20 protein-coding genes, 1 pseudogene and 2 riboswitches are annotated in these 19,307 nt (G+C 41.7%); of the genes and pseudogenes, 18 read left to right on the plus strand and 3 right to left on the minus strand.

The window, feature by feature from the left end:
- The first annotated feature begins 6 nt into the window (after positions 1 to 6).
- From rsfS to QVO88_RS02155, 10 genes are all read left to right on the plus strand, one after another.
- Complete coding sequence (gene rsfS / locus QVO88_RS02110) at positions 7 to 384, plus strand: ribosome silencing factor (protein WP_022286883.1); 378 nt, start codon at positions 7 to 9, stop codon at positions 382 to 384.
- A 36-nt stretch (positions 385 to 420) separates the two neighbouring features.
- Positions 421 to 2,829: a leucine--tRNA ligase gene (gene leuS / locus QVO88_RS02115; RefSeq protein ID WP_022286884.1), complete on the plus strand. Its 2,409-nt coding sequence runs from the start codon at positions 421 to 423 to the stop codon at positions 2,827 to 2,829.
- 258 nt (positions 2,830 to 3,087) lie between these two features.
- Positions 3,088 to 3,261 carry a 30S ribosomal protein S21 gene (rpsU, locus tag QVO88_RS02120; protein ID WP_002847085.1) on the plus strand — a complete coding sequence of 58 codons (174 nt, stop codon included), beginning with the start codon at positions 3,088 to 3,090 and terminating at the stop codon, positions 3,259 to 3,261.
- Positions 3,262 to 3,323: 62 nt separating this feature from the next.
- Positions 3,324 to 3,803, plus strand: a complete 480-nt coding sequence (locus QVO88_RS02125) for a YqeG family HAD IIIA-type phosphatase (protein WP_022286885.1) — start codon at positions 3,324 to 3,326, stop codon at positions 3,801 to 3,803.
- A gap of 24 nt (positions 3,804 to 3,827) precedes the next feature.
- Positions 3,828 to 4,682, plus strand: coding sequence for a TIM barrel protein (locus QVO88_RS02130; protein WP_022286886.1), 855 nt, complete (start codon positions 3,828 to 3,830; stop codon positions 4,680 to 4,682).
- Between the two features lie 18 nt (positions 4,683 to 4,700).
- Complete coding sequence (aroQ, locus tag QVO88_RS02135) at positions 4,701 to 5,159, plus strand: type II 3-dehydroquinate dehydratase (RefSeq protein WP_022286887.1); 459 nt, start codon at positions 4,701 to 4,703, stop codon at positions 5,157 to 5,159.
- The gene (locus tag QVO88_RS02140) at positions 5,152 to 6,216 is read left to right on the plus strand and encodes an aminopeptidase P family protein (RefSeq protein ID WP_022286888.1); all 1,065 of its coding nucleotides are present in this window, start codon (positions 5,152 to 5,154) and stop codon (positions 6,214 to 6,216) included. Before aroQ ends, QVO88_RS02140 begins: the two co-directional genes overlap by 8 nt.
- Before the next feature lie 138 nt (positions 6,217 to 6,354).
- On the plus strand, positions 6,355 to 6,912 hold the full coding sequence (gene efp / locus QVO88_RS02145; RefSeq protein ID WP_022286889.1) for an elongation factor P: 558 nt from the start codon (positions 6,355 to 6,357) through the stop codon (positions 6,910 to 6,912).
- A 39-nt stretch (positions 6,913 to 6,951) separates the two neighbouring features.
- Positions 6,952 to 7,395, plus strand: a complete 444-nt coding sequence (locus QVO88_RS02150; protein ID WP_022286890.1) for a CD1247 N-terminal domain-containing protein — start codon at positions 6,952 to 6,954, stop codon at positions 7,393 to 7,395.
- Between the two features lie 30 nt (positions 7,396 to 7,425).
- A riboswitch (FMN riboswitch) is annotated at positions 7,426 to 7,558 on the plus strand.
- Between the two features lie 97 nt (positions 7,559 to 7,655).
- Positions 7,656 to 8,279: an ECF transporter S component gene (locus QVO88_RS02155; protein WP_022286891.1), complete on the plus strand. Its 624-nt coding sequence runs from the start codon at positions 7,656 to 7,658 to the stop codon at positions 8,277 to 8,279.
- Positions 8,280 to 8,346: 67 nt separating this feature from the next.
- Here QVO88_RS02155 and metK read toward each other — a convergent pair whose 3' ends face one another.
- Complete coding sequence (metK, locus tag QVO88_RS02160; RefSeq protein ID WP_022286892.1) at positions 8,347 to 9,519, minus strand: methionine adenosyltransferase; 1,173 nt, start codon at positions 9,517 to 9,519, stop codon at positions 8,347 to 8,349.
- Positions 9,520 to 9,606: 87 nt separating this feature from the next.
- Positions 9,607 to 9,705: riboswitch (SAM riboswitch) on the minus strand.
- A 166-nt stretch (positions 9,706 to 9,871) separates the two neighbouring features.
- On the opposite strand from metK, the gene QVO88_RS02165 reads away from it, so the two are divergent.
- Together QVO88_RS02165 and QVO88_RS02170 are read left to right on the plus strand one after the other, a co-directional pair.
- Positions 9,872 to 10,456, plus strand: a complete 585-nt coding sequence (locus QVO88_RS02165) for a chromate transporter (RefSeq protein WP_022286893.1) — start codon at positions 9,872 to 9,874, stop codon at positions 10,454 to 10,456.
- Positions 10,453 to 11,019: a chromate transporter gene (locus QVO88_RS02170; RefSeq protein WP_022286894.1), complete on the plus strand. Its 567-nt coding sequence runs from the start codon at positions 10,453 to 10,455 to the stop codon at positions 11,017 to 11,019. Before QVO88_RS02165 ends, QVO88_RS02170 begins: the two co-directional genes overlap by 4 nt.
- 54 nt (positions 11,020 to 11,073) lie before the next feature.
- Here QVO88_RS02170 and QVO88_RS02175 read toward each other — a convergent pair whose 3' ends face one another.
- A complete protein-coding gene (locus tag QVO88_RS02175) occupies positions 11,074 to 12,285 on the minus strand; it encodes an NADP-dependent isocitrate dehydrogenase (protein WP_022286895.1) in 1,212 nt (403 codons plus the stop codon).
- Positions 12,286 to 12,493: 208 nt separating this feature from the next.
- Positions 12,494 to 14,434 (minus strand): aconitate hydratase, encoded by a 1,941-nt coding sequence (locus QVO88_RS02180; RefSeq protein WP_022286896.1) that lies wholly within the window; start codon positions 14,432 to 14,434, stop codon positions 12,494 to 12,496.
- A 235-nt stretch (positions 14,435 to 14,669) separates the two neighbouring features.
- Between QVO88_RS02180 and QVO88_RS02185 the strand changes: the two genes are divergently transcribed.
- The 6 genes and pseudogenes from QVO88_RS02185 to QVO88_RS02210 all read left to right on the plus strand — a co-directional run.
- Positions 14,670 to 15,659 carry a transglutaminase domain-containing protein gene (locus QVO88_RS02185; RefSeq protein ID WP_022286897.1) on the plus strand — a complete coding sequence of 330 codons (990 nt, stop codon included), beginning with the start codon at positions 14,670 to 14,672 and terminating at the stop codon, positions 15,657 to 15,659.
- A gap of 9 nt (positions 15,660 to 15,668) precedes the next feature.
- Complete coding sequence (hisA, locus tag QVO88_RS02190) at positions 15,669 to 16,442, plus strand: phosphoribosylformimino-5-aminoimidazole carboxamide ribotide isomerase (protein ID WP_022286898.1); 774 nt, start codon at positions 15,669 to 15,671, stop codon at positions 16,440 to 16,442.
- Positions 16,443 to 16,568: 126 nt separating this feature from the next.
- Positions 16,569 to 17,651 (plus strand): D-alanine--D-alanine ligase family protein, encoded by a 1,083-nt coding sequence (locus tag QVO88_RS02195; protein ID WP_022286899.1) that lies wholly within the window; start codon positions 16,569 to 16,571, stop codon positions 17,649 to 17,651.
- Complete coding sequence (gene murI, locus QVO88_RS02200) at positions 17,644 to 18,453, plus strand: glutamate racemase (RefSeq protein ID WP_022286900.1); 810 nt, start codon at positions 17,644 to 17,646, stop codon at positions 18,451 to 18,453. Before QVO88_RS02195 ends, murI begins: the two co-directional genes overlap by 8 nt.
- A 15-nt stretch (positions 18,454 to 18,468) precedes the next feature.
- Entirely contained in the window at positions 18,469 to 18,906 is a 438-nt protein-coding gene (locus QVO88_RS02205) for a DUF1934 domain-containing protein (protein WP_022286901.1), read from the plus strand.
- Positions 18,907 to 18,933: 27 nt separating this feature from the next.
- Positions 18,934 to 19,307, plus strand: a pseudogene (locus QVO88_RS02210) (arginine--tRNA ligase); the annotation flags it as partial.

Genomic DNA, 19,307 nt, shown 5'->3' on the forward strand with positions numbered 1-19,307 from the left:
ATTTTTATGGATAATATTTCACAGAATGAAAAGCTGTCAACTATTGTTAAAGCTCTTGATTCAAAAAGAGCAGAGGACATCAGGATAATAAAGATCGGTGACCTGACTATAGTTGCGGATTATTTTGTTATAGCAAATGGTACTTCAAGCACTCAGACAAAGGCCCTTGCTGAGGAAGTTGAGTTCAAAATGAGCCAGCTTGGCATTGAACCTAACAGAACAGAGGGCTATCAGGGTGCAACTTGGGTCGTACTTGATTACGGTGATATCATAGTTCATGTTTTCTATAAGGAAACAAGAGATCATTACAATCTTGAAAGACTATGGTCTGACGGCAAGGATATCGACGTAAAGCAGTTCTTACCAGACGAGCCACAGGATTAATTTTGACAATTATAATTTAACAAAGGATTGATAAAGATGAAAGAATACAATTTTTCGGCCATAGAAAGCAAATGGCAGAAATACTGGGACGAGCATAAGACTTTTGAGGCAAGCAATGACTTTTCAAAGAAGAAATTTTACGGACTTGTAGAGTTTCCTTATCCGTCAGGTCATGGAATGCATGTTGGACATATCAAGGCGTATTCTGGTCTAGAAGTTGTAAGCCGTAAAAGACGTATGCAGGGCTATAATGTTCTTTTCCCTATAGGCTTTGACGCTTACGGTCTGCCTACAGAGAACACAGCTATCAAAACAGGTGTTCACCCAAGAAAGGTAACAGACGACAATATCAAGAAGTTCACGGGGCAGCTTAAAAGAGTAGGTTTTTCATTTGACTGGTCAAGAGTTATCGATACCACTGATGAAAATTACTATAAGTGGACACAGTGGATATTCCTTAAAATGTTTGAGAATGGTCTTGTATTCAGAGATAAGACCCTTGTAAATTATTGCCCAAGCTGTAAGGTCGTTCTTTCAAATGAGGACTCACAGGGCGGTCATTGCGATGTTTGCCACAGCGAGATAGTTCAGAAAACTAAAGAAGTATGGTATCTGAGGATCACAGAATACGCTGACAAGCTTCTTCAGGGACTTGAAGAAGTTGACTATCTGCCTAACATCAAACTCCAGCAGCAGAATTGGATAGGAAAATCAACAGGTGCATTTGTAAACTTCAAGATCAAAGAGCAGGATGAACAGCTCAAGATCTACACTACACGTCCTGACACACTTTACGGCGTTACATTCATGGTAATCGCTCCTGAACATCCTATCATCCAGAAATACAGAAATAGTATTGCAAACATTGCTGATCTTGACGCTTATAAGACAGAGTGTGCAAAGAAGAGCGAATTTGAGAGAACTCAGCTCGTTAAGGATAAAACAGGCGTTAAGATAGACGGTCTGACAGCTATCAATCCTATCACAGGCAAAGAGATACCTATCTACATCTCAGACTATGTTATGATGGGATACGGCACAGGCGCTATCATGGCTGTGCCTGCTCACGATACAAGGGACTATGATTTTGCAAAGAAGTTCGGCATTGACATAATCGAAGTCATCAAGGGCGGCGACATTTCTAAGGAAGCCTACACAGGCGACGGCGAAATGGTCAACTCTGGTGAGCTTAACGGCATAACAAACAAAAAAGAAGCTATCGAAAAGATGCTTACTGTTCTTGAAAAACTGGGCTGCGGTGAAAAGGGCGTTCAGTATAAGATGAAAGACTGGGCTTTCAATCGTCAGAGATATTGGGGCGAGCCTATCCCGATAGTACATTGCCCTCACTGCGGAATGGTCGCTGTGCCATATGATGAGCTTCCACTTAAATTGCCACCGGTAGAGAACTTTGAGCCTGGTACAGACGGCGAAAGCCCTCTGGCTAAGATAGACTCTTTCGTACACTGCAAATGTCCTAAGTGTGGCTGTGACGCAAAGAGAGAAACAGATACAATGCCACAGTGGGCTGGTTCTTCATGGTACTTCCTGCGTTATTGCGATCCTAACAACAATGACGAGTTTGCTTCACAGGAAGCACTGAAATATTGGATGCCTGTTGATTGGTATAACGGTGGTATGGAGCACGTTACACGTCATATGATCTATTCACGTTTCTGGCACAAGTTCCTCTACGATCTCGGTCTTGTACCAACTTCAGAGCCTTATGCAAAGAGAACAGCTCAGGGTCTTATCCTTGGACCTGATGGTGAGAAGATGAGTAAGTCAAGAGGAAACGTTGTTGACCCTAACGATGTTGTTGACGAATACGGTGCAGATGTTCTCAGACTTTATGTTCTGTTCATGGGTGACTATGAAAAGGCAGCTCCATGGAGCGAGAGCAGTGTTAAGGGCTGTAAGAGATTTGTGGACAGAATTTGGGCTTTGCAGGATAAGGTAGTTGACAGCGACGAGTACAGCGACAAGCTGAGATCGCTCATGCACAAGACTATCAAGAAGGTATCCGATGATATTGAGTCAATGAAGTTCAATACTGCTATTGCCGCAATGATGACGCTTCTTAATGAGATATATAATGTTGGCTCTATCACAAAGAAAGAGTTCAGAGATCTTCTTATCATACTCAATCCTTTTGCACCTCATGTTACAGAAGAACTTTATCAGATGATCGGTTGCGAGGGAGTTCTTGACGAGCAGGAGTGGGTAACATATGATGAAGCACTCTGCAAGGACGATACTATCGAGATCGTTTGTCAGATAAACGGCAAGGTAAAATCCAAGCTCACAATACCTACAGACGCAGCTAAGGACGACGTTATCGCACTTGCTAAGGCTGACGAAGCTATCGTTAAGGCAACGGAAGGCAAAAATATAGTCAAGGAAATCTATGTTCCTAACAAGCTTGTAAATCTGGTTGTAAAGTAAGCGAAAATTTCCTCAGAAAAATCAAAAAAAGAGCCAGAAAGCTATTGACTTTTTGGTGGAAATATAGTATAATTAAATTTGTAATTATATCGGTTTTATAAATTCCGCAGATTAAAGACAGAGCGGTCCGAAAGAGTAGGACTGGGGGAACGTAAAGCGTTTCAGTTTGCTTTTGCAGACACCTTCACTATCACCGTTGATTTTCGGAAATTCCGATAGAATTGCCTCTGTCACAGGTGGCAAAGGGAGGGAATAATTTTGGCAGAAATCCGTGTTGGAAAGAACGAAACTTTGGATACAGCACTTAAGCGTTTCAAGAGATCATGTGCAAGAGACGGCGTTATCGCAGAGGTTCGTAAAAGAGAACACTACGAAAAGCCTTCGGTAAAGCGTAAGAAGAAGTCCGAAGCTGCTCGTAAGCGTAAATACTAATATGTAATTAAAGGCGGGCATTTTTATGTCCGCTTTTTATTTTATACTACAGGAGTTTTTTTATGTTCAAACCAACTTATGTTTTTGACAAGGTAGGAGAGATAACCCCCGATTTTCTTGCTAAAAAGCATATCAAGGGGCTGCTCCTCGATCTTGATAATACGCTGACAACACATAACAATCCCGTTCCCCCGCAGTCGAGTCTTGATTGGCTTGCTAAGATGAAAGCGGCAGGGATAAAGCTTATGATCGTTTCAAACAATCATGCTCCAAGGGTAAAGCCTTTTGCAGAGCAGTTGGAGCTTGACTTTGTACCTGAAGGCAAAAAACCGCTGACCTTTGGATATACCAAAGCTATAGCTAAGCTGGGTCTTAATAAGAAAAATGTTGCGGCTGTGGGTGATCAGATATTCACTGACGTGCTTGGCTCAAATCTGAAAGGTATACGCTCAATATTCGTGTTCCCAATAAAGCCTGAAACGAGCTTGCCATTTCGATTTAAAAGAGCTTGTGAAAAGCCGTTTTTACCAAAGCTCAAATAGCATAAAACGAAAGGAATGATACTAATGTCGGCAAAATTCGGACCTGCGGGAAACAGCGAGGCTTTTTCCATTAAATATAAAACAACACTTCAAGCTCCGGGATATCTCGAAGCAATGGGGCTTGACCACTATGAATATCAGTGTGGCAGGGGAGTTAAGGTCTCCGATAAAATAGCTTTTGCCTTGAAAGATAAGGCTAAAGAGCATAATATCACGCTTTCGCTCCATGCGCCGTATTTTATTTCGCTTTCAAGCCTTGAAGCTGAAAAGCGTGACAACAGCATAAATTATATTCTGCAATCCTGTGACGCTGCAAGCAGAATGGGTGCTGATAGAATAGTTATCCATTCAGGAAGCTGTGCGAAAATAAGCAGAGAGGACGCTTTGGAACTTGCTAAAGATACTCTCACAAGGGCTAGAAAAGCAGCCGTTGAGCAGGGCTTTGAGCATATCGTTTTTTGCCCTGAAACTATGGGCAAGGTAAATCAGCTTGGTAACTTAACAGAAGTGTTGGAGCTTTGCAAGCTTGATGATACGTTCCTGCCGACAATAGATTTCGGACATCTCAACGCAAGAGAGTTCGGCTATATAAAAGGTAAGGCAGAGTATGAGAAAATGCTTGATGAAGTGGAAAATGCTATCGGTCACGACAGGCTGAAAATATTCCACAGCCATTTTTCTAAGATAATGTTTACAAATCCAGGAGGTGAGAAAAAGCACCTGACTTTTGACGATAATCAAGGCTTTGGACCTGACTATGAGCCGCTTATGGAGATAGTCGCAAAGAAAGATCTTTCACCTATATTCGTCTGTGAAAGTGCAGGCACTCAGGACAAAGACGCACTGACAATGAAGAATTTTTATTTGTCGGTGAAATAAAGATAGGAGAGTATTGATATGAAAAAAATACTTGTTATACATGGTCCTAACCTTAATCTTCTGGGCGAGCGTGAGCCTGGAGTTTACGGTACAGATACATTCGAGAGCATAAACAACGAGATAATCGAGCATGCAATGAAATATGAGTTTCACTGCGACGTTTATCAGTCAAACCATGAGGGTGAAATAATCGACAAGCTTCACCTTGCTAGAAAAAATTATGACGGCGTTATACTTAACGCAGGCGCTTATACACACTATAGCTATGCTATCAGAGACGCCATCGCCGCAATAAAGATTCCTGTCGTTGAGGTACATCTGAGCAATATACACTCCCGTGACGAATTCAGACACACTTCTGTTATCGCACCTGTATGCGTGGGTCAGATAAGCGGGTTCGGAAAGTATTCATACTACATGGCTGTTGACGCTTTGTATTACAAATGGAAAAATGAAAGCGGTGCAGACAATGACTGATCTTGAAAAACTTTGTTCACGAGTAACAGAAGCGGCAGATTGTGCTGTTATCACTGACGATGTGAACAGAAGATATTTCACCGCAATGAAATCAAGTGCAGGAACTCTAGTGGTTTTTCCGGAAAAAGCGTATTTTATCATAGATTTCAGATATATTGAAAAGGCAAAGAAAACTGTCACAGCTTGCGAGGTCATTTTGCAGGACAAGCTCTATGAGCAGATAAACAGCCTTATTGAAAAGCATGGTGCAAAAACAGTTTCTGTTAATGCCGATACCTGCACACTTTCCGAGCTTATCGCATATCAGCAAAAGCTTAATGCTGAGGTCATCGCAGACACAAAGCTTGCGGAAATAATAAGAGAGATCAGAACAGTTAAATCCCAAGAGCAGATAGACAAGATAATCAAAGCACAGCGTATCGCTGAAAAGGGTTTTGCACATATGCTTGACTTTATCAAGGTCGGCAGAACTGAAAAAGAAATTCAGCTGGAGCTTGACTATTATATGCTTAAAAATGGTGCTGAAGCTCTGTCTTTTGACACTATTGCACTTTCAGGCTCTAATACTTCGCTTCCACATGGTGTACCATCTGACAAAAAAGTTGAGAGCGGTGAGTTCGTGCTTATGGATTTCGGAGCAACTTATGATGGCTGGCACAGCGATATGACTAGAACTGTATGCGTAGGCAAACCTAGTGACAAGATGAAGTCTGTATACGAAACTGTCCTTAATGCACAGCTTTCAGCTCTTGACGCAGTAAAGGCAGGTATGTCAGGAAAAGAGCTTGACAAGATAGCTAGAGATATCATAACTGATGCAGGCTACGGCGATAATTTCGGACATTCTCTTGGTCATGGAGTTGGCGTTGAGATACACGAAAGCCCTTATGCTTCGCCTAGCAGGGAAGATATATTGCCTGAAAATTCGATCGTAACAGTAGAGCCAGGTATTTATCTTGAGGGCAAGTTTGGTGTGAGAATAGAAGATTTTGTTGTTGTTACAGAAAACGGATGTATCAATATGACAAAAGCCCCTAAAGAGCTTATTTGCTTGTAACTTTTTTTGATTTTTGGTAAAAAAGTTTTCAAAAGCTATTGCAATAAACAAATAAATATGGTAAAATAAATATAGAGGTATGCGGACATTTTGAACTGTGTACACATTAATTAAGAATGTTTATGGAGGTACTAAATAATGGTAACTGCTGGTGATTTCAGAAACGGCGTGACTTTTGAAGAGGACGGCAACGTAATGCAGATCGTTGAGTTTCAGCACGTTAAACCTGGTAAGGGTGCAGCGTTCGTCAGAGCAAAGGTTAGAAATGTAATTTCAGGTTCTGTTGTTGAAAAGACATACAATCCAACAGCTAAATTCCCAACAGCATATGTTGAGAGAAAGGATATGGAGTATTCTTACAATGACGGCGATCTTTATTATTTCATGGATCCAGAGAGCTATGAGCTTGTTCCAGTAAACAAGGCTGAGCTTTCAGATAACTTTAAGTTCGTAAAGGAAAACATGGTATGTAAGATCCTTTCTTACAAGGGTACAGTATTCGGCGTAGAGCCTCCATACTTTGTTGATCTTGAAGTAACAGAGACAGAGCCTGGTATCAAGGGCGATACAGCTACAAATGCTACAAAGCCTGCAACAGTTGAAACTGGTGCTGAGATCAGAGTTCCTCTGTTCATCAACACAGGCGACAGAATAAGAATCGATACTCGTACATGTGAGTACATGGAAAGAGCATAAGTTTTAGCCTTTACGGTTTTTAGAAACGGAGGGAATATTATGGAGCTGTCAAAGAAGGTTGCATATTTAAAGGGACTTATGGAAGGTCTTAAGATTGACGATTCCACAAACGAAGGAAAGATATTGACAATTATGGCTGATATTCTTGATGAGATGTCTGCTACAGTTGAAGATATTGCCGAAGAAGTTGACGAAACAGTTGAGCTTGTAGATACTCTTGACGAGGATCTCGGCGAGATAGAAGAGCTTATTTACGGTGATGATGATGACGATGACGACGATTGTTGTTGCGACGATGATTGTTGTTGTGATGATGACGATGATGATGATAACGCTATGTATGAGTGTGTATGCCCTAACTGCGGTGACACAATAATGCTCGGCGAGAACATTATCGCTGACGGTTCTATTGACTGTCCAAACTGTGGAGAGAGCCTTGAGTTTGATTTCTCAGAAATTGAGGACGAGGACAACGAGGATTGATCTCATAAAAAGTGTTCAGCAAAATTTAATAATGTGTTTCAGGGGTGGTGAAATTCCACACCGGAGGTGATCGAATAGTATTCGTAAGTCCTCGACCGCAGAAATGCGCTGATTCGGTGAAAATCCGAAACCGACGGTAAAGTCCGGATGGAAGAAACGACAGATCAATAACGCATAAATTGCACCCTGATTTTATTTTCAGGGTGCTTTTGCTTTTGCTGCTGTTTCTCCCGATAATTTTATTATTTGGAGGAATTAAAATGACAAGTGATAACACTATGCCAAGAAATAAAACTTTTACAACAAGAAAAATGGTAACGGTGGCAATGCTCAGCGCCATAGCTACTGTGATATATTACCTTGATTTCCCTGTGCCACTTATGCCAGGATTTATCAAGCTTGACCTTTCAAACGTTATATCCCTGCTGGCAGGTTTCTCAATGGGACCTATTGCAGGCGTGATCGTTTGCCTTATCAAGAACGTTATCCAGTTGATTATAAAGGGACTAGGCACAACAATGGGTATCGGCAACATCTTCGACTTTGTAACAAGCGCAGCTTTTGTGCTGACGGCTTCTGTTATATACCACAAGAAAAAAACCAGAAAGAATGCTATCATAAGCTGTATCATTGGCACTTTGGTTTTCACAGTAATAAGCTTGCCGTTGAATTATTTTATCGTTTATCCTATATACTTTAAAGCATTCGGCGGAGAAGCTGCTATACTCGGTATGTACCAGCAGATAATGGGTAGTGTAAAGAATATTTTCTCTGCACTGTGTATTTTCAATCTGCCTTTTACTTTTGTGAAGGGTATTATTTGTGCATTGGTCACAATTCTTATTTATAAGCCTTTGTCGCCTATTCTTAAAGGCAAAGACTAAAACAAAATTAATGCTGAACACAAAAAAAGCCTTGGCAGGCACATTCCTGTCAAGGCTTTGATATTTATTATTTAACTGCTTCAAGAAGATCATTGATCTTGTCTGTCTTTTCCCAAGCTACATTAAGATCCTCACGACCCATATGACCATAAGCTGCAAGCTGCTTGTACTGTGGCTTTCTAAGGTCAAGGCTCTTGATTATTGCAGCAGGGCGAAGGTCAAATACCTTTTCTACAGCTGCCTCTATCTTTTCATCAGAAACCTTTCCTGTGCCGTATGTGTCGACCATGATTGAAACAGGGTGAGCAACACCGATAGCGTACGCAAGCTCAACCTCGCACTTCTTGGCAAGACCTGCTGCAACGATATTCTTTGCAACGTATCTTGCAGCATATGTTGCGCTTCTGTCAACCTTTGTAGGATCTTTTCCAGAGAAAGCACCACCACCGTGACGAGCATATCCACCGTATGTGTCAACGATTATCTTTCTTCCTGTCAGACCACTGTCGCCCTGAGGGCCGCCGACTACAAATCTTCCTGTTGGGTTTACAAAATAAGTAGTGTTCTCATCAAGAAGTTCAGCAGGGATAACTGTCTTTATAACGTTCTCGATAATATCTTCTCTTATCTGCTCCAGTGTTACAGCGTCATCATGCTGTGAAGAAACTACAACAGCGTCAACTCTTGTTGGCTTGCCATCATCATATTCAACTGTTACCTGAGTTTTTCCGTCCGGTCTGAGATATGGCAAAGTGCCGTTCTTTCTAACTTCTGTAAGTTTAAGAGCAAGCTTGTGAGCAAGTGATATAGGCATTGGCATAAGTTCAGGTGTTTCGTCGCAAGCAAAACCGAACATGATACCCTGATCGCCTGCACCTGTATCGAATGCGTTTTCAGCTCTGCCTTCGAGAGCGTTGTCAACACCCATTGCAATATCAGGCGACTGCTTGTCTATAGTTGTGAGAACTGAACAGGTGTGTCCGTCAAAACCATACTTGGCTCTGTCATAGCCTATACCGACAACTGTATCTCTAACGATCTGTGGTATGTCGATTATAGCCTTTGTTGTTATCTCGCCCATGCACATTACTACACCTGTTGTAGTGACCGTTTCGCAGGCAACTCTTGACATAGGATCCTGCTCCAGCAGAGCGTCAAGTATAGCGTCAGAGATCTGATCGCATATTTTGTCAGGATGTCCCTCAGTAACCGACTCAGATGTAAATAAATACTTTGACATAAAAATACCTCTTTTCTGAATATTTGTTAATCTAAAAACAGCCACAAAAAAAGCGCTTCATTCCGAAACGCTTGAAATTACTCAATTTCCTCATCTTTCGGAAATAACCGCAGGATTTAGCACCTTAACTAACGCTAGGTTGCTGGGCTTCACAGGACCTGTTTCCTCCACCACTCTTGATAAGGCTATTTAATTTTAACAAAGTATATTATACACCATATATCGACTATTGTCAACTGTTTTACACATAATTATAGATTATTTTAATGTTTCGTAATAAATCAGCAAATGCTAATAAAAGCATTGACTTACTAGGACAAGTTCGTTATAATATAAAAAGAGGTGAGTTTTTTTGAAAAATGACAATTCAAATATAAGAACATTGTTTCTGACCTTTCTTAAGATAGGCGTTTTTACCTTTGGCGGAGGATATGCAATGATAGCCTTGCTTGAAACAGAATTTTGTGTGCGCAAAAATTGGCTTGATAAAAAAGAATTTCTCGATATGACAGCTATATCAGAGTCCACCCCCGGACCAACTGCTGTAAACAGTGCTACATATATCGGCTACAAAATAGACGGTGTGCGGGGTGCTATTGCGGCAACTGTCGGTGTGTGCATACCGTCGTTTTTTATAATCTACATAATATCACTTTTCTTTGACAAATTTCTGTCTTTAAAAGTAGTCTACGCTGGATTCCGTGGCATTCAGGTGGGTGTAATATATCTTATACTTACTGCAGGACTAAGAATGTTGAAAGCACTTGATAACACATTGCTTGACAAAATTATAATGCTTGGAGTTTTCATAATGATGATACTTTTCACACTTTTTTCTGTGAAGTTTTCATCAGTATTTTATATTATCATAAGTGGTGCTGTGGGCATTGCCGTGTATCTGATTAAAACCCTCAGAAAGAGAAGTACAATAAAATGATATATCTCAAACTTTTTCTCATTTTTCTTGAAATAGGCGCAGTGTCATTCGGCGGAGGATATGGAATGATATCCATTATCCGTGAAAAAGTTCTTACCTTTGGCTGGCTCAGTGAGGACGAATTTGTGAACTTTATTGCCGTATCTGAGTCCACCCCTGGACCACTTGCCGTGAACATGGCGACCTTTGTAGGCTCATCGCAGGCAGGCTTCATAGGCGGATTGATAGCCACTCTTGGCGTTGTGTTGCCTTCGTTCGTGATAATATTCATCATAGCTTCGATCATGAAGGATTTGCTTAAATACTCAGGGGTAAAAGCAATGCTTTCAGGCATTCGTCCTTGCGTTGTTGCAATGATACTCGCCACTGGCATTACAATGGCTTTATCTTCACTGCTAAATATCACCACCATAAATTCAAAGCCTGCTTTTGACTATAAAGCGTTGATAATATTCCTGCTCATAGCCTTGGCAGATGTGCTTCTTTTGAAACTGAAGAAATTCAAGCTTTCACCGATCACAATTATCGTAAGCTCCGCCTTTCTCGGCATAATATTCTATTAAAAAAAGCTGTAACACCGCAAAGTGCTACAGCTTTTAATATTTGTGATATGAAAATTAACCCAGAAGCTTTTTAAGTCTCTCGTCAACAGCCTTAAGGAAGTCCACTGTATTTACTTTCTTCTTATTTTCAAGTGTAGAAAGCAGATAAAGATCACCTGTCATAACACCGTCTTCAATAGTTTCGATAGTTGCCTTTTCAAGACAATCAGCAAAGTTCATAAGTTCAGGCAGGTCATCAAGCTCGCCTCTTTTTCTCAGAGCGCCTGTCCATGCGAACAGTGTGGCAACTGAGTTTGTAGAAGTTTCTTCGCCCTTGAGGTGCTTGTAATAGTGTCTCTGAACAGTGCCGTGAGCAGCTTCGTACTCATAAATGCCGTCAGGTGAAACAAGAACAGAAGTCATCATAGCCAGTGAGCCATATGCTGTAGCTACCATGTCAGACATTACGTCACCGTCATAGTTCTTGCAGGCCCAGATATAACCGCCGTTTGAGCGAATAACTCTCGCAACAGCGTCGTCGATAAGAGTGTAGAAATACTCAATACCAGCCGCTTCAAACTTAGCCTTGTACTCGTTGTCGTATATCTCCTGGAAGATATCCTTGAATGTGTGGTCATACTTCTTTGAAATAGTATCCTTTGTAGCAAACCAAACATCCTGCTTCTTATCAAGTGCAAAATTAAAGCAAGCTCTTGCAAATGAAGCGATAGAAGTTGACTTGTTGTGCTGACCCTGAATGATTCCGTCGCACTCAAAGTTGTAAATTGTTTCTCTAGTTTCCTTGCCGTCCTTGTCAGTGCAAACAAGCTCTGCCTTTGAGCCAGCAGGGCATTTCATTTCAACGTTCTTATAAACGTCGCCGTATGCGTGACGAGCGATAGTGATAGGCTTTGTCCATGTAGGAATGTATGGAGTGATACCCTTAACAAGGATAGGAGTTCTGAAAACTGTTCCGTCAAGGATAGCTCTGATAGTGCCGTTAGGGGATTTCCACATTTCCTTGAGGTTGTATTCAGGCATTCTCGCAGCGTTAGGTGTGATAGTTGCGCACTTAACAGCAACGCCGTATTTCTTTGTAGCGTTTGCAGAGTCAACAGTTACCTGATCGTCGGTCTCATTTCTATGAACAAGACCAAGGTCATAGTATTCTGTTTTAAGGTCAATATATGGAGTAAGAAGAATATCCTTTATATCCTGCCAGATAATTCTGGTCATTTCGTCGCCGTCCATTTCAACGAGCGGTGTTTTCATCTGAATTTTTGCCATTGGTAAGACCTCCTATAAAGTAATAATGGAATATCCGTTGTTTTTAGCTATCGCAGATATCTTTTTGTAAACGTCAAGACTTGCAATGATAAGCTCATAGCTGTCGCTGTCAATATCTATCATACATATGCAAGCACCTTTGAGAGTGCTGTCCTTTGTGCCGAAAAGTTTCGAGAAAATCCCATAGGGACCTACATATCAGACTTTATTATTTTGAGAGCTGTTCTCTTGTGTAGTCAAGCAGACCGCCCGCGAGAATGATATCCTTTGTTCTGCCTGTAAGCTCGCAGAGAACTGGTATCTCAACACCTGTTGTCTTATTCACAACAGTAAGCTTAGACATATCAGCCTCAACATCTGCACGAACGTCAGCAAGAACGATCTCATCGCCCTGATTTATCTTGTCATAGTCAGCTTCATTTACAAATGTGAGCGGAAGGATACCTGCGTTGATAAGATTAGCTCTGTGTATTCTTGCAAAGCTCTTAACAAGAACAGCCTTTATGCCAAGATAGAGAGGAGCAAGTGCTGCGTGTTCTCTTGATGAGCCCTGACCGTAGTTTGAGCCGCCAACGATTATTGACTTGCCCATGTTCTTTGCACGTCTTGGGAAGTCCTCATCACATACTGTAAAGCAGTGCTGTGAAATAGCAGGGATATTTGAACGCAGTGGAAGTATCTTCGCACCTGCCGGCATGATGTGGTCGGTTGTGATATTGTCGCCCACCTTAAGTGATACCTGACAATCAATGCTGTCATCAAGCGGTGAAGTCTGTGGGAAAGGCTTGATATTTGGTCCTCTAAGAACCTCAACGCTGTCCATATCAGCCTCGTCAGCTGGCGGAACAACCATATTGTCGTTTATCTTGAAATGTTCAGGAAGCTTGAACTCAGGCATATCTCCAAGTGTTCTTGGGTCAGTGAGGTAGCCTGTGAGAGCTGAAACAGCAGCCATTTCAGGTGATACCAGATAGATCTGACCGTCCTTTGTACCTGAACGTCCCTCGAAGTTTCTGTTGAATGTTCTAAGTGAAACACCCTTTGAGTTAGGTGACTGACCCATACCGATACATGGGCCGCAAGCGGATTCAAGTATTCTTGCGCCTGCTGCTATCATATCAGCAAGTGCGCCGTTCTCAGCGATCATGTTAAGTACCTGCTTTGAGCCTGGAGCGATTGCAAGTGAAACGCTAGGGTCAACTGTCTTGCCCTTAAGAATGTGAGCAACTTTCATCATGTCAACATAAGAAGAGTTTGTGCATGAGCCGATACAAACCTGATCTATCTTAAGCTTTCCGATCTCATTTACGCTCTTAACGTTGTCAGGAGAATGAGGACAGGCAGCCAGTGGTACGAGCTGTGAAAGATCGATATCTATCTGTTCGTCATAAACAGCGTCATCATCAGCCTTTAGCTCGCTCCATACGTCAGCTCTGTCCTGAGCCTTCAGAAATGCAAGTGTTGTTTCGTCAGAAGGGAAGATAGATGTAGTTGCACCAAGCTCAGCACCCATATTTGTGATAGTTGCTCTCTCAGGGACTGTAAGTGTTTTTACGCCCTCGCCGCAGTATTCTATAACTTTGCCTACGCCGCCCTTTACAGACATTCTTCTGAGAACTTCAAGGATAACGTCCTTAGCTGATACCCATGGAGAAAGCTTGCCTGTGAGATTTACCTTTACTATCTTAGGATATGTGATGTAATAAGCACCACCACCCATTGCAACTGCAACATCAAGTCCACCTGCACCTATAGCGATCATTCCGATACCACCGCCTGTTGGAGTGTGGCTGTCAGAACCTATAAGGGTCTTACCTGGTATACCGAAACGCTCAAGATGTACCTGATGACAGATACCGTTTCCGGGACGTGAAAAATAAATGCCGTGCTTCTTGCAGACAGAACCGATAAATCTGTGGTCATCGGCATTCTCAAAGCCTGACTGAAGCGTGTTGTGGTCGATATAAGCTACAGACTTTTCCGTTCTGACACGAGGAACGCCCATTGCCTCATATTCAAGATAAGCCATTGTACCTGTTGCGTCCTGAGTAAGCGTCTGGTCGATACGGATACCGATCTCCTGACCCTTAACAAATTCGCCGTCAACAAGATGTGCTTTAAGTATTTTTTCTGTTAAAGTAAGTCCCATTGTAACAACAATCCTTTCAAAAATAACTGATATTAATATTTTATAACAAATTGCGATTTTTGTCAAGGTAAATATAAACATTTGCTTGATTTTATAGCGTTTTAGTGCATGTTTTTGCATGGTATACGTCAATTTACTGTATAAATTTTCATTTCTTACGATATCCTTACTTGACACGGCAAAGCGTATATTATATAATAGTTGTGTTATCAGAGAAAACAAGGCGGTGAAAAGCATGAAAGCAAAAACTGTTTTGATATTATTATCAGCAGTGATACTATGTCTTACAGGCTGTACAGAGTCACAAAAGCCCACAACAGTTGTGGATAATTCCTCTGCCGTGACTACATCATCAAGTGCTGACAGCGAAAGCGTCAATGATAAATACTATGACAGCACGCCTATATCTCAGGCTTATCTCTCAGGCAATACAGCAAATCTTGATGATAAACAGCTTGAAATATACAACAAAGCCGTTTCAGCCATTGAAAAACTTATCACACCTGACATGAGCGATTATGAAAAAGAGCTTGCCATACATGACTTTATAGTGCAGTGTGCAAGCTATGACGAAGCACATCTCAATGCGCTTGGTATTGGCCTGCCAAACTCTGATAATCCATATGGCTGTCTTATAAACGGAAAAGCAATATGTTCAGGCTATTCCACAACATTTCAGCTTTTTATGGATATGCTGGAAATACCCTGCAAGACCATATACGCCACAGATTTTGAGGGCGACGATCATTCATGGAACATAGTTCAGATAGGCGGTAGTTGGTATTATGTTGACGTCTGCTGGGACGACCCTATCCCTGACTTTACGGATAGACCAGTAAGGCACAAGTATTTTAACGTCTCAGAAGAATACATGAAAACAAAACACGTCTGGGACGATACAGAGCTTCCTGATACAGATAGTACAAAGTTCAGCTATATTACGCAGACAATTACGCATATAAACTCAGTAAATGAGATAGAGAGCCTTATGGAAAAGGCTTTGGATAATATGCAGGACAGCGTGGCGGTAACGTCAGATATGAGCGATTTTCAATTCAGTGAAACTGACCAGATAGACACGAACTTCAATGAGGAAAATATCAAAGGGCTTAGCAAAGTTTTTGACAGCTTCTGCGAAAAGCATACAGATCATCAAGTATATTGTCAACGTGTCCAAAACGGAAATGATATAGTTTTGGTGATATACATGAGAAAATTCAGATAGGAGAGAGCAATGAAATTCAGACCTTGCATAGATATCCATAATGGTAATGTAAAACAGATAGTGGGCGGAAGCCTTTCTGACAAAAACAATTATGCTGTGGATAACTTCGTTTCAGAATATGACGGCGCTTATTATGGCAAACTTTATAAGTCATACGGACTGACGGGGGGACATATTATTATATTAAACCCTGTCGGCAGCGAATTTTACAACGCAGACCTCGAACAAGCCTACAGTGCATTATCCGCATTTGAGGGCGGATTGCAGATAGGCGGCGGAATAAATGACGAAAACGCCGCACAATTTCTTGACAAGGGCGCAAGCCATGTTATCGTAACGAGCTTTGTTTTCAAAAACGGTGTTGTTAATTTCGATAATCTGAACAAACTGGTGAAGTCCGTTGGCAAAAGCAGACTTGTGCTAGATCTTTCCTGCCGCAAAAGGGACGGGAAGTATTACGTTGTGACAGACCGCTGGCAGAAATTCACCGATATTGAAATGAACAGCCAGACCCTAGAAATGTTCTCAGAATACTGCGATGAATTTCTTATCCATGCTGTTGACACAGAGGGCAAAGCGAAGGGAATTGAGCCGCAGATAGCAAAGATAATGGGAGAATACTGCACCATTCCATCGACCTATGCAGGCGGCATTTCCTCATTTGATGACCTCGATACGCTAAAAGAACTCGGCAGGGGAAAGATAGATTTCACCATAGGCTCAGCACTGGATATATTCGGTGGCAATATTAGCTTTGAAAAAGTCGCTGCCTACGGCAAATAGTCCTGCCTTATGCAATAAACACAATATTCAAGGCAGTTTTGCGTATATTTTGGCACAAAAAGATTTGCAATTTTAGCGGAAATATGTTATAATATTATGATACTAATTCAGAAAGGACGATTTTTTATGTCTAAGATCCGAGTTGCCGTTATTTTCGGCGGAAAATCAAACGAGCACGACGTATCTGTTGTTTCTGCAACTCACGTTATAAAGAGTATACCAAAGGACAAATATGATGTTATTTGTATCGGAATAACAAAAAAAGGTCACTGGATGAAATATATAGGAGATGTTGACGATATTGCGTCAAACAAATGGGAACAGCACCCTGATAATGTTCCATGCGTTCTCAGCCCTGACCCTCTTCACAAGGGCTTTATCGCTCTTGGCGAAAACGGCGAATATCAGAATGTAAAAGTTGACGTTATTTTCCCAGTCCTTCACGGAAAGAACGGTGAAGACGGCACTATTCAGGGGCTTTTTCAGCTTGCTGAGATACCATTTGTAGGCTGTGACTGCATATCCTCTGCAAACTGCATGGATAAGGGACTTACACACACTGTTCTTGACGCAAACGGCATAAAGACAGCAAAGTGGGTAGGCATTATAACCTCAGAGCTTTCACATCTTGACAAAAAGTGTGACGAAATGGAAAGCAAGCTTGGCTATCCTATGTTCGTCAAGCCTGCAAACTGTGGTTCTTCGGTGGGCGTTTCAAAAGCTAAAAACAGAGACGAGCTTAAATCTGCTATCAAGCTTGCATTTGCTCATGACAGCAAGGTCATTGTAGAAGAAACTATAGTAGGCATGGAGTGCGAGTGTGCGGTAATGGGCAATGACGAGCCTTTTGCTTCAACTGTCGGTGAAGTATGCTCCGCAAATGACGAGTTTTACGATTTTGACGCAAAATATAATGACGCCGCTTCCAAAACGCTTATCCCTGCAAGAATGAGCGAGGAGAGCATTGAAGAAATAAGAAAGACGGCTGTCAAGGCATACAGAGCAATGGGCTGCAGCGGACTTTCAAGAGTAGACTTCTTCCTTATGAAAGACGGCACTGTTATTCTTAACGAGATAAATACTCTCCCAGGTCACACGCCTATAAGTATGTATCCACAGCTTATGCAGTACGAGGGAATGACCCCTGCACAGCAGGAAGATAAGCTTATCAAGCTGGCACTTGATAAGGCGGAGGTTGATTATGAATAACGCCGCCATTGGAGTTTTCGACTCAGGAGTTGGCGGGCTTACCTGTGTGAAAGAGCTTATAAAGCTTCTGCCAAATGAAAATATCGTTTATCTTGGCGACACGGCAAGAGTGCCATACGGCTCAAAAAGCAGAGAGACTATAATGAGCTATGCCAGACAGGATATAGAGTTTCTTAAACAGCATAACGTTAAAATGATACTCGTTGCTTGCGGTACAGTTTCTTCTGTATTGCCTGCAATGGATATAAAGTCAGATATCTCCATAAGCGGAGTTGTTGAGCCTGCTGTAAAGGCTGCCTGCTCTGCTACAAAGAATAACAGGATAGGCGTTATAGCCACAAGTGCGACCATAAAGAGCGGCATTTACGGCAAAGCTATAAGAAGCATTAACCCTAACATCAAGGTGGTCGGCAAAGCTTGTCCTATGTTCGTACCACTGGTAGAGAATGGCTATACTGCCCCCGATTGCGTGCCTGCAAGATATATCGCACAGGAGTATCTTGAAATAATGAAAAAAGAAGACGTTGATACGCTTATTCTCGGCTGTACTCACTATCCACACCTCACTGAACTAATTTCAGATATAATGGGCGAGGGTGTAACACTTGTTTCATCAGGTGCAGAGCTTGCGAAATATGCACTCAACTCCCTTTCATACAGCGATGATACGGCTGAAAGAGAAGAGCGTGAGAGCCTTGAGCTTTACTGTACCGACAGCGTTGAGCTGTTTTCTGAGAATGTTGAACGTTTTCTCGGAAACAATATCAATGCACAAATATCAAAATGCAGCCTAAAGCTGTAAACTGGAGGATTTTATTTGACCAGCAAGGAAGTATCAATAAAACTTGTTAGCCGTCAAAGCGACGGTAATACAAAAGAAGAAACAGAGCTTATCTCAGCAGGACTTTATGAAGCAACCGAAAAAGGATATCGCATATCGTATGAGGAGTCTGAGGCAACAGGATTTGAAGGAAGCGTTACAACGCTAGAAACCGAAGGCTGCCGCAAGGTGACTATGAACAGAACCGGAACGGTTGAAGCAAATCTTGTTGTTGATATAGGCGAAAAGCAGCATTGCGTTTATGGCACTCCATACGGTGATTTTATGATAGGCATAACCGCTAAAACCATAAGATCAGATCTTGACGAAAACGGTGGAATGCTTTTCTTTCACTATGTTTTAGATGTCAATTCAAGCTATATCGGTGATTTTGAGATAGCTATAGAAGTAAAAGCGGCAAATGTTGTCGCATAATTATATTTGGAAGGACGGAAAAATAATATGACTAATCTCATAAGCGACGCATTTATTCAGGCTAAGGAGCTTGTAATGAAGGCTATGGGCGAGCTTGTTGCAGACGGAACTTTTCCAGCAGAGCCTGTTCCTGCATTTAATACGGAGATACCTGCCGACTCAAAAAACGGTGACGTTTCCACTAATGCCGCAATGGTATGTGCAAGACCTTTCAGAAACAATCCAAGAAAAATAGCAGAAGCTATCGTATCAAAGATAGACCTTAACGGCTCATACTTTGCAAGATGTGAAGTGGCAGGTCCTGGGTTCATTAACTTTTTCTATTCTACTGAATGGTATGCAACTGTAGTTGCCACTGTTTTGGAGCAGAAAGAGAAATACGGTGAAACTGACCTTGGCGC

Source organism: Ruminococcus sp. CAG:57 (assembly GCF_000435935.1).
GTDB classification, from domain to species: Bacteria; Bacillota; Clostridia; order Oscillospirales; family Ruminococcaceae; genus Hominimerdicola; species Hominimerdicola aceti.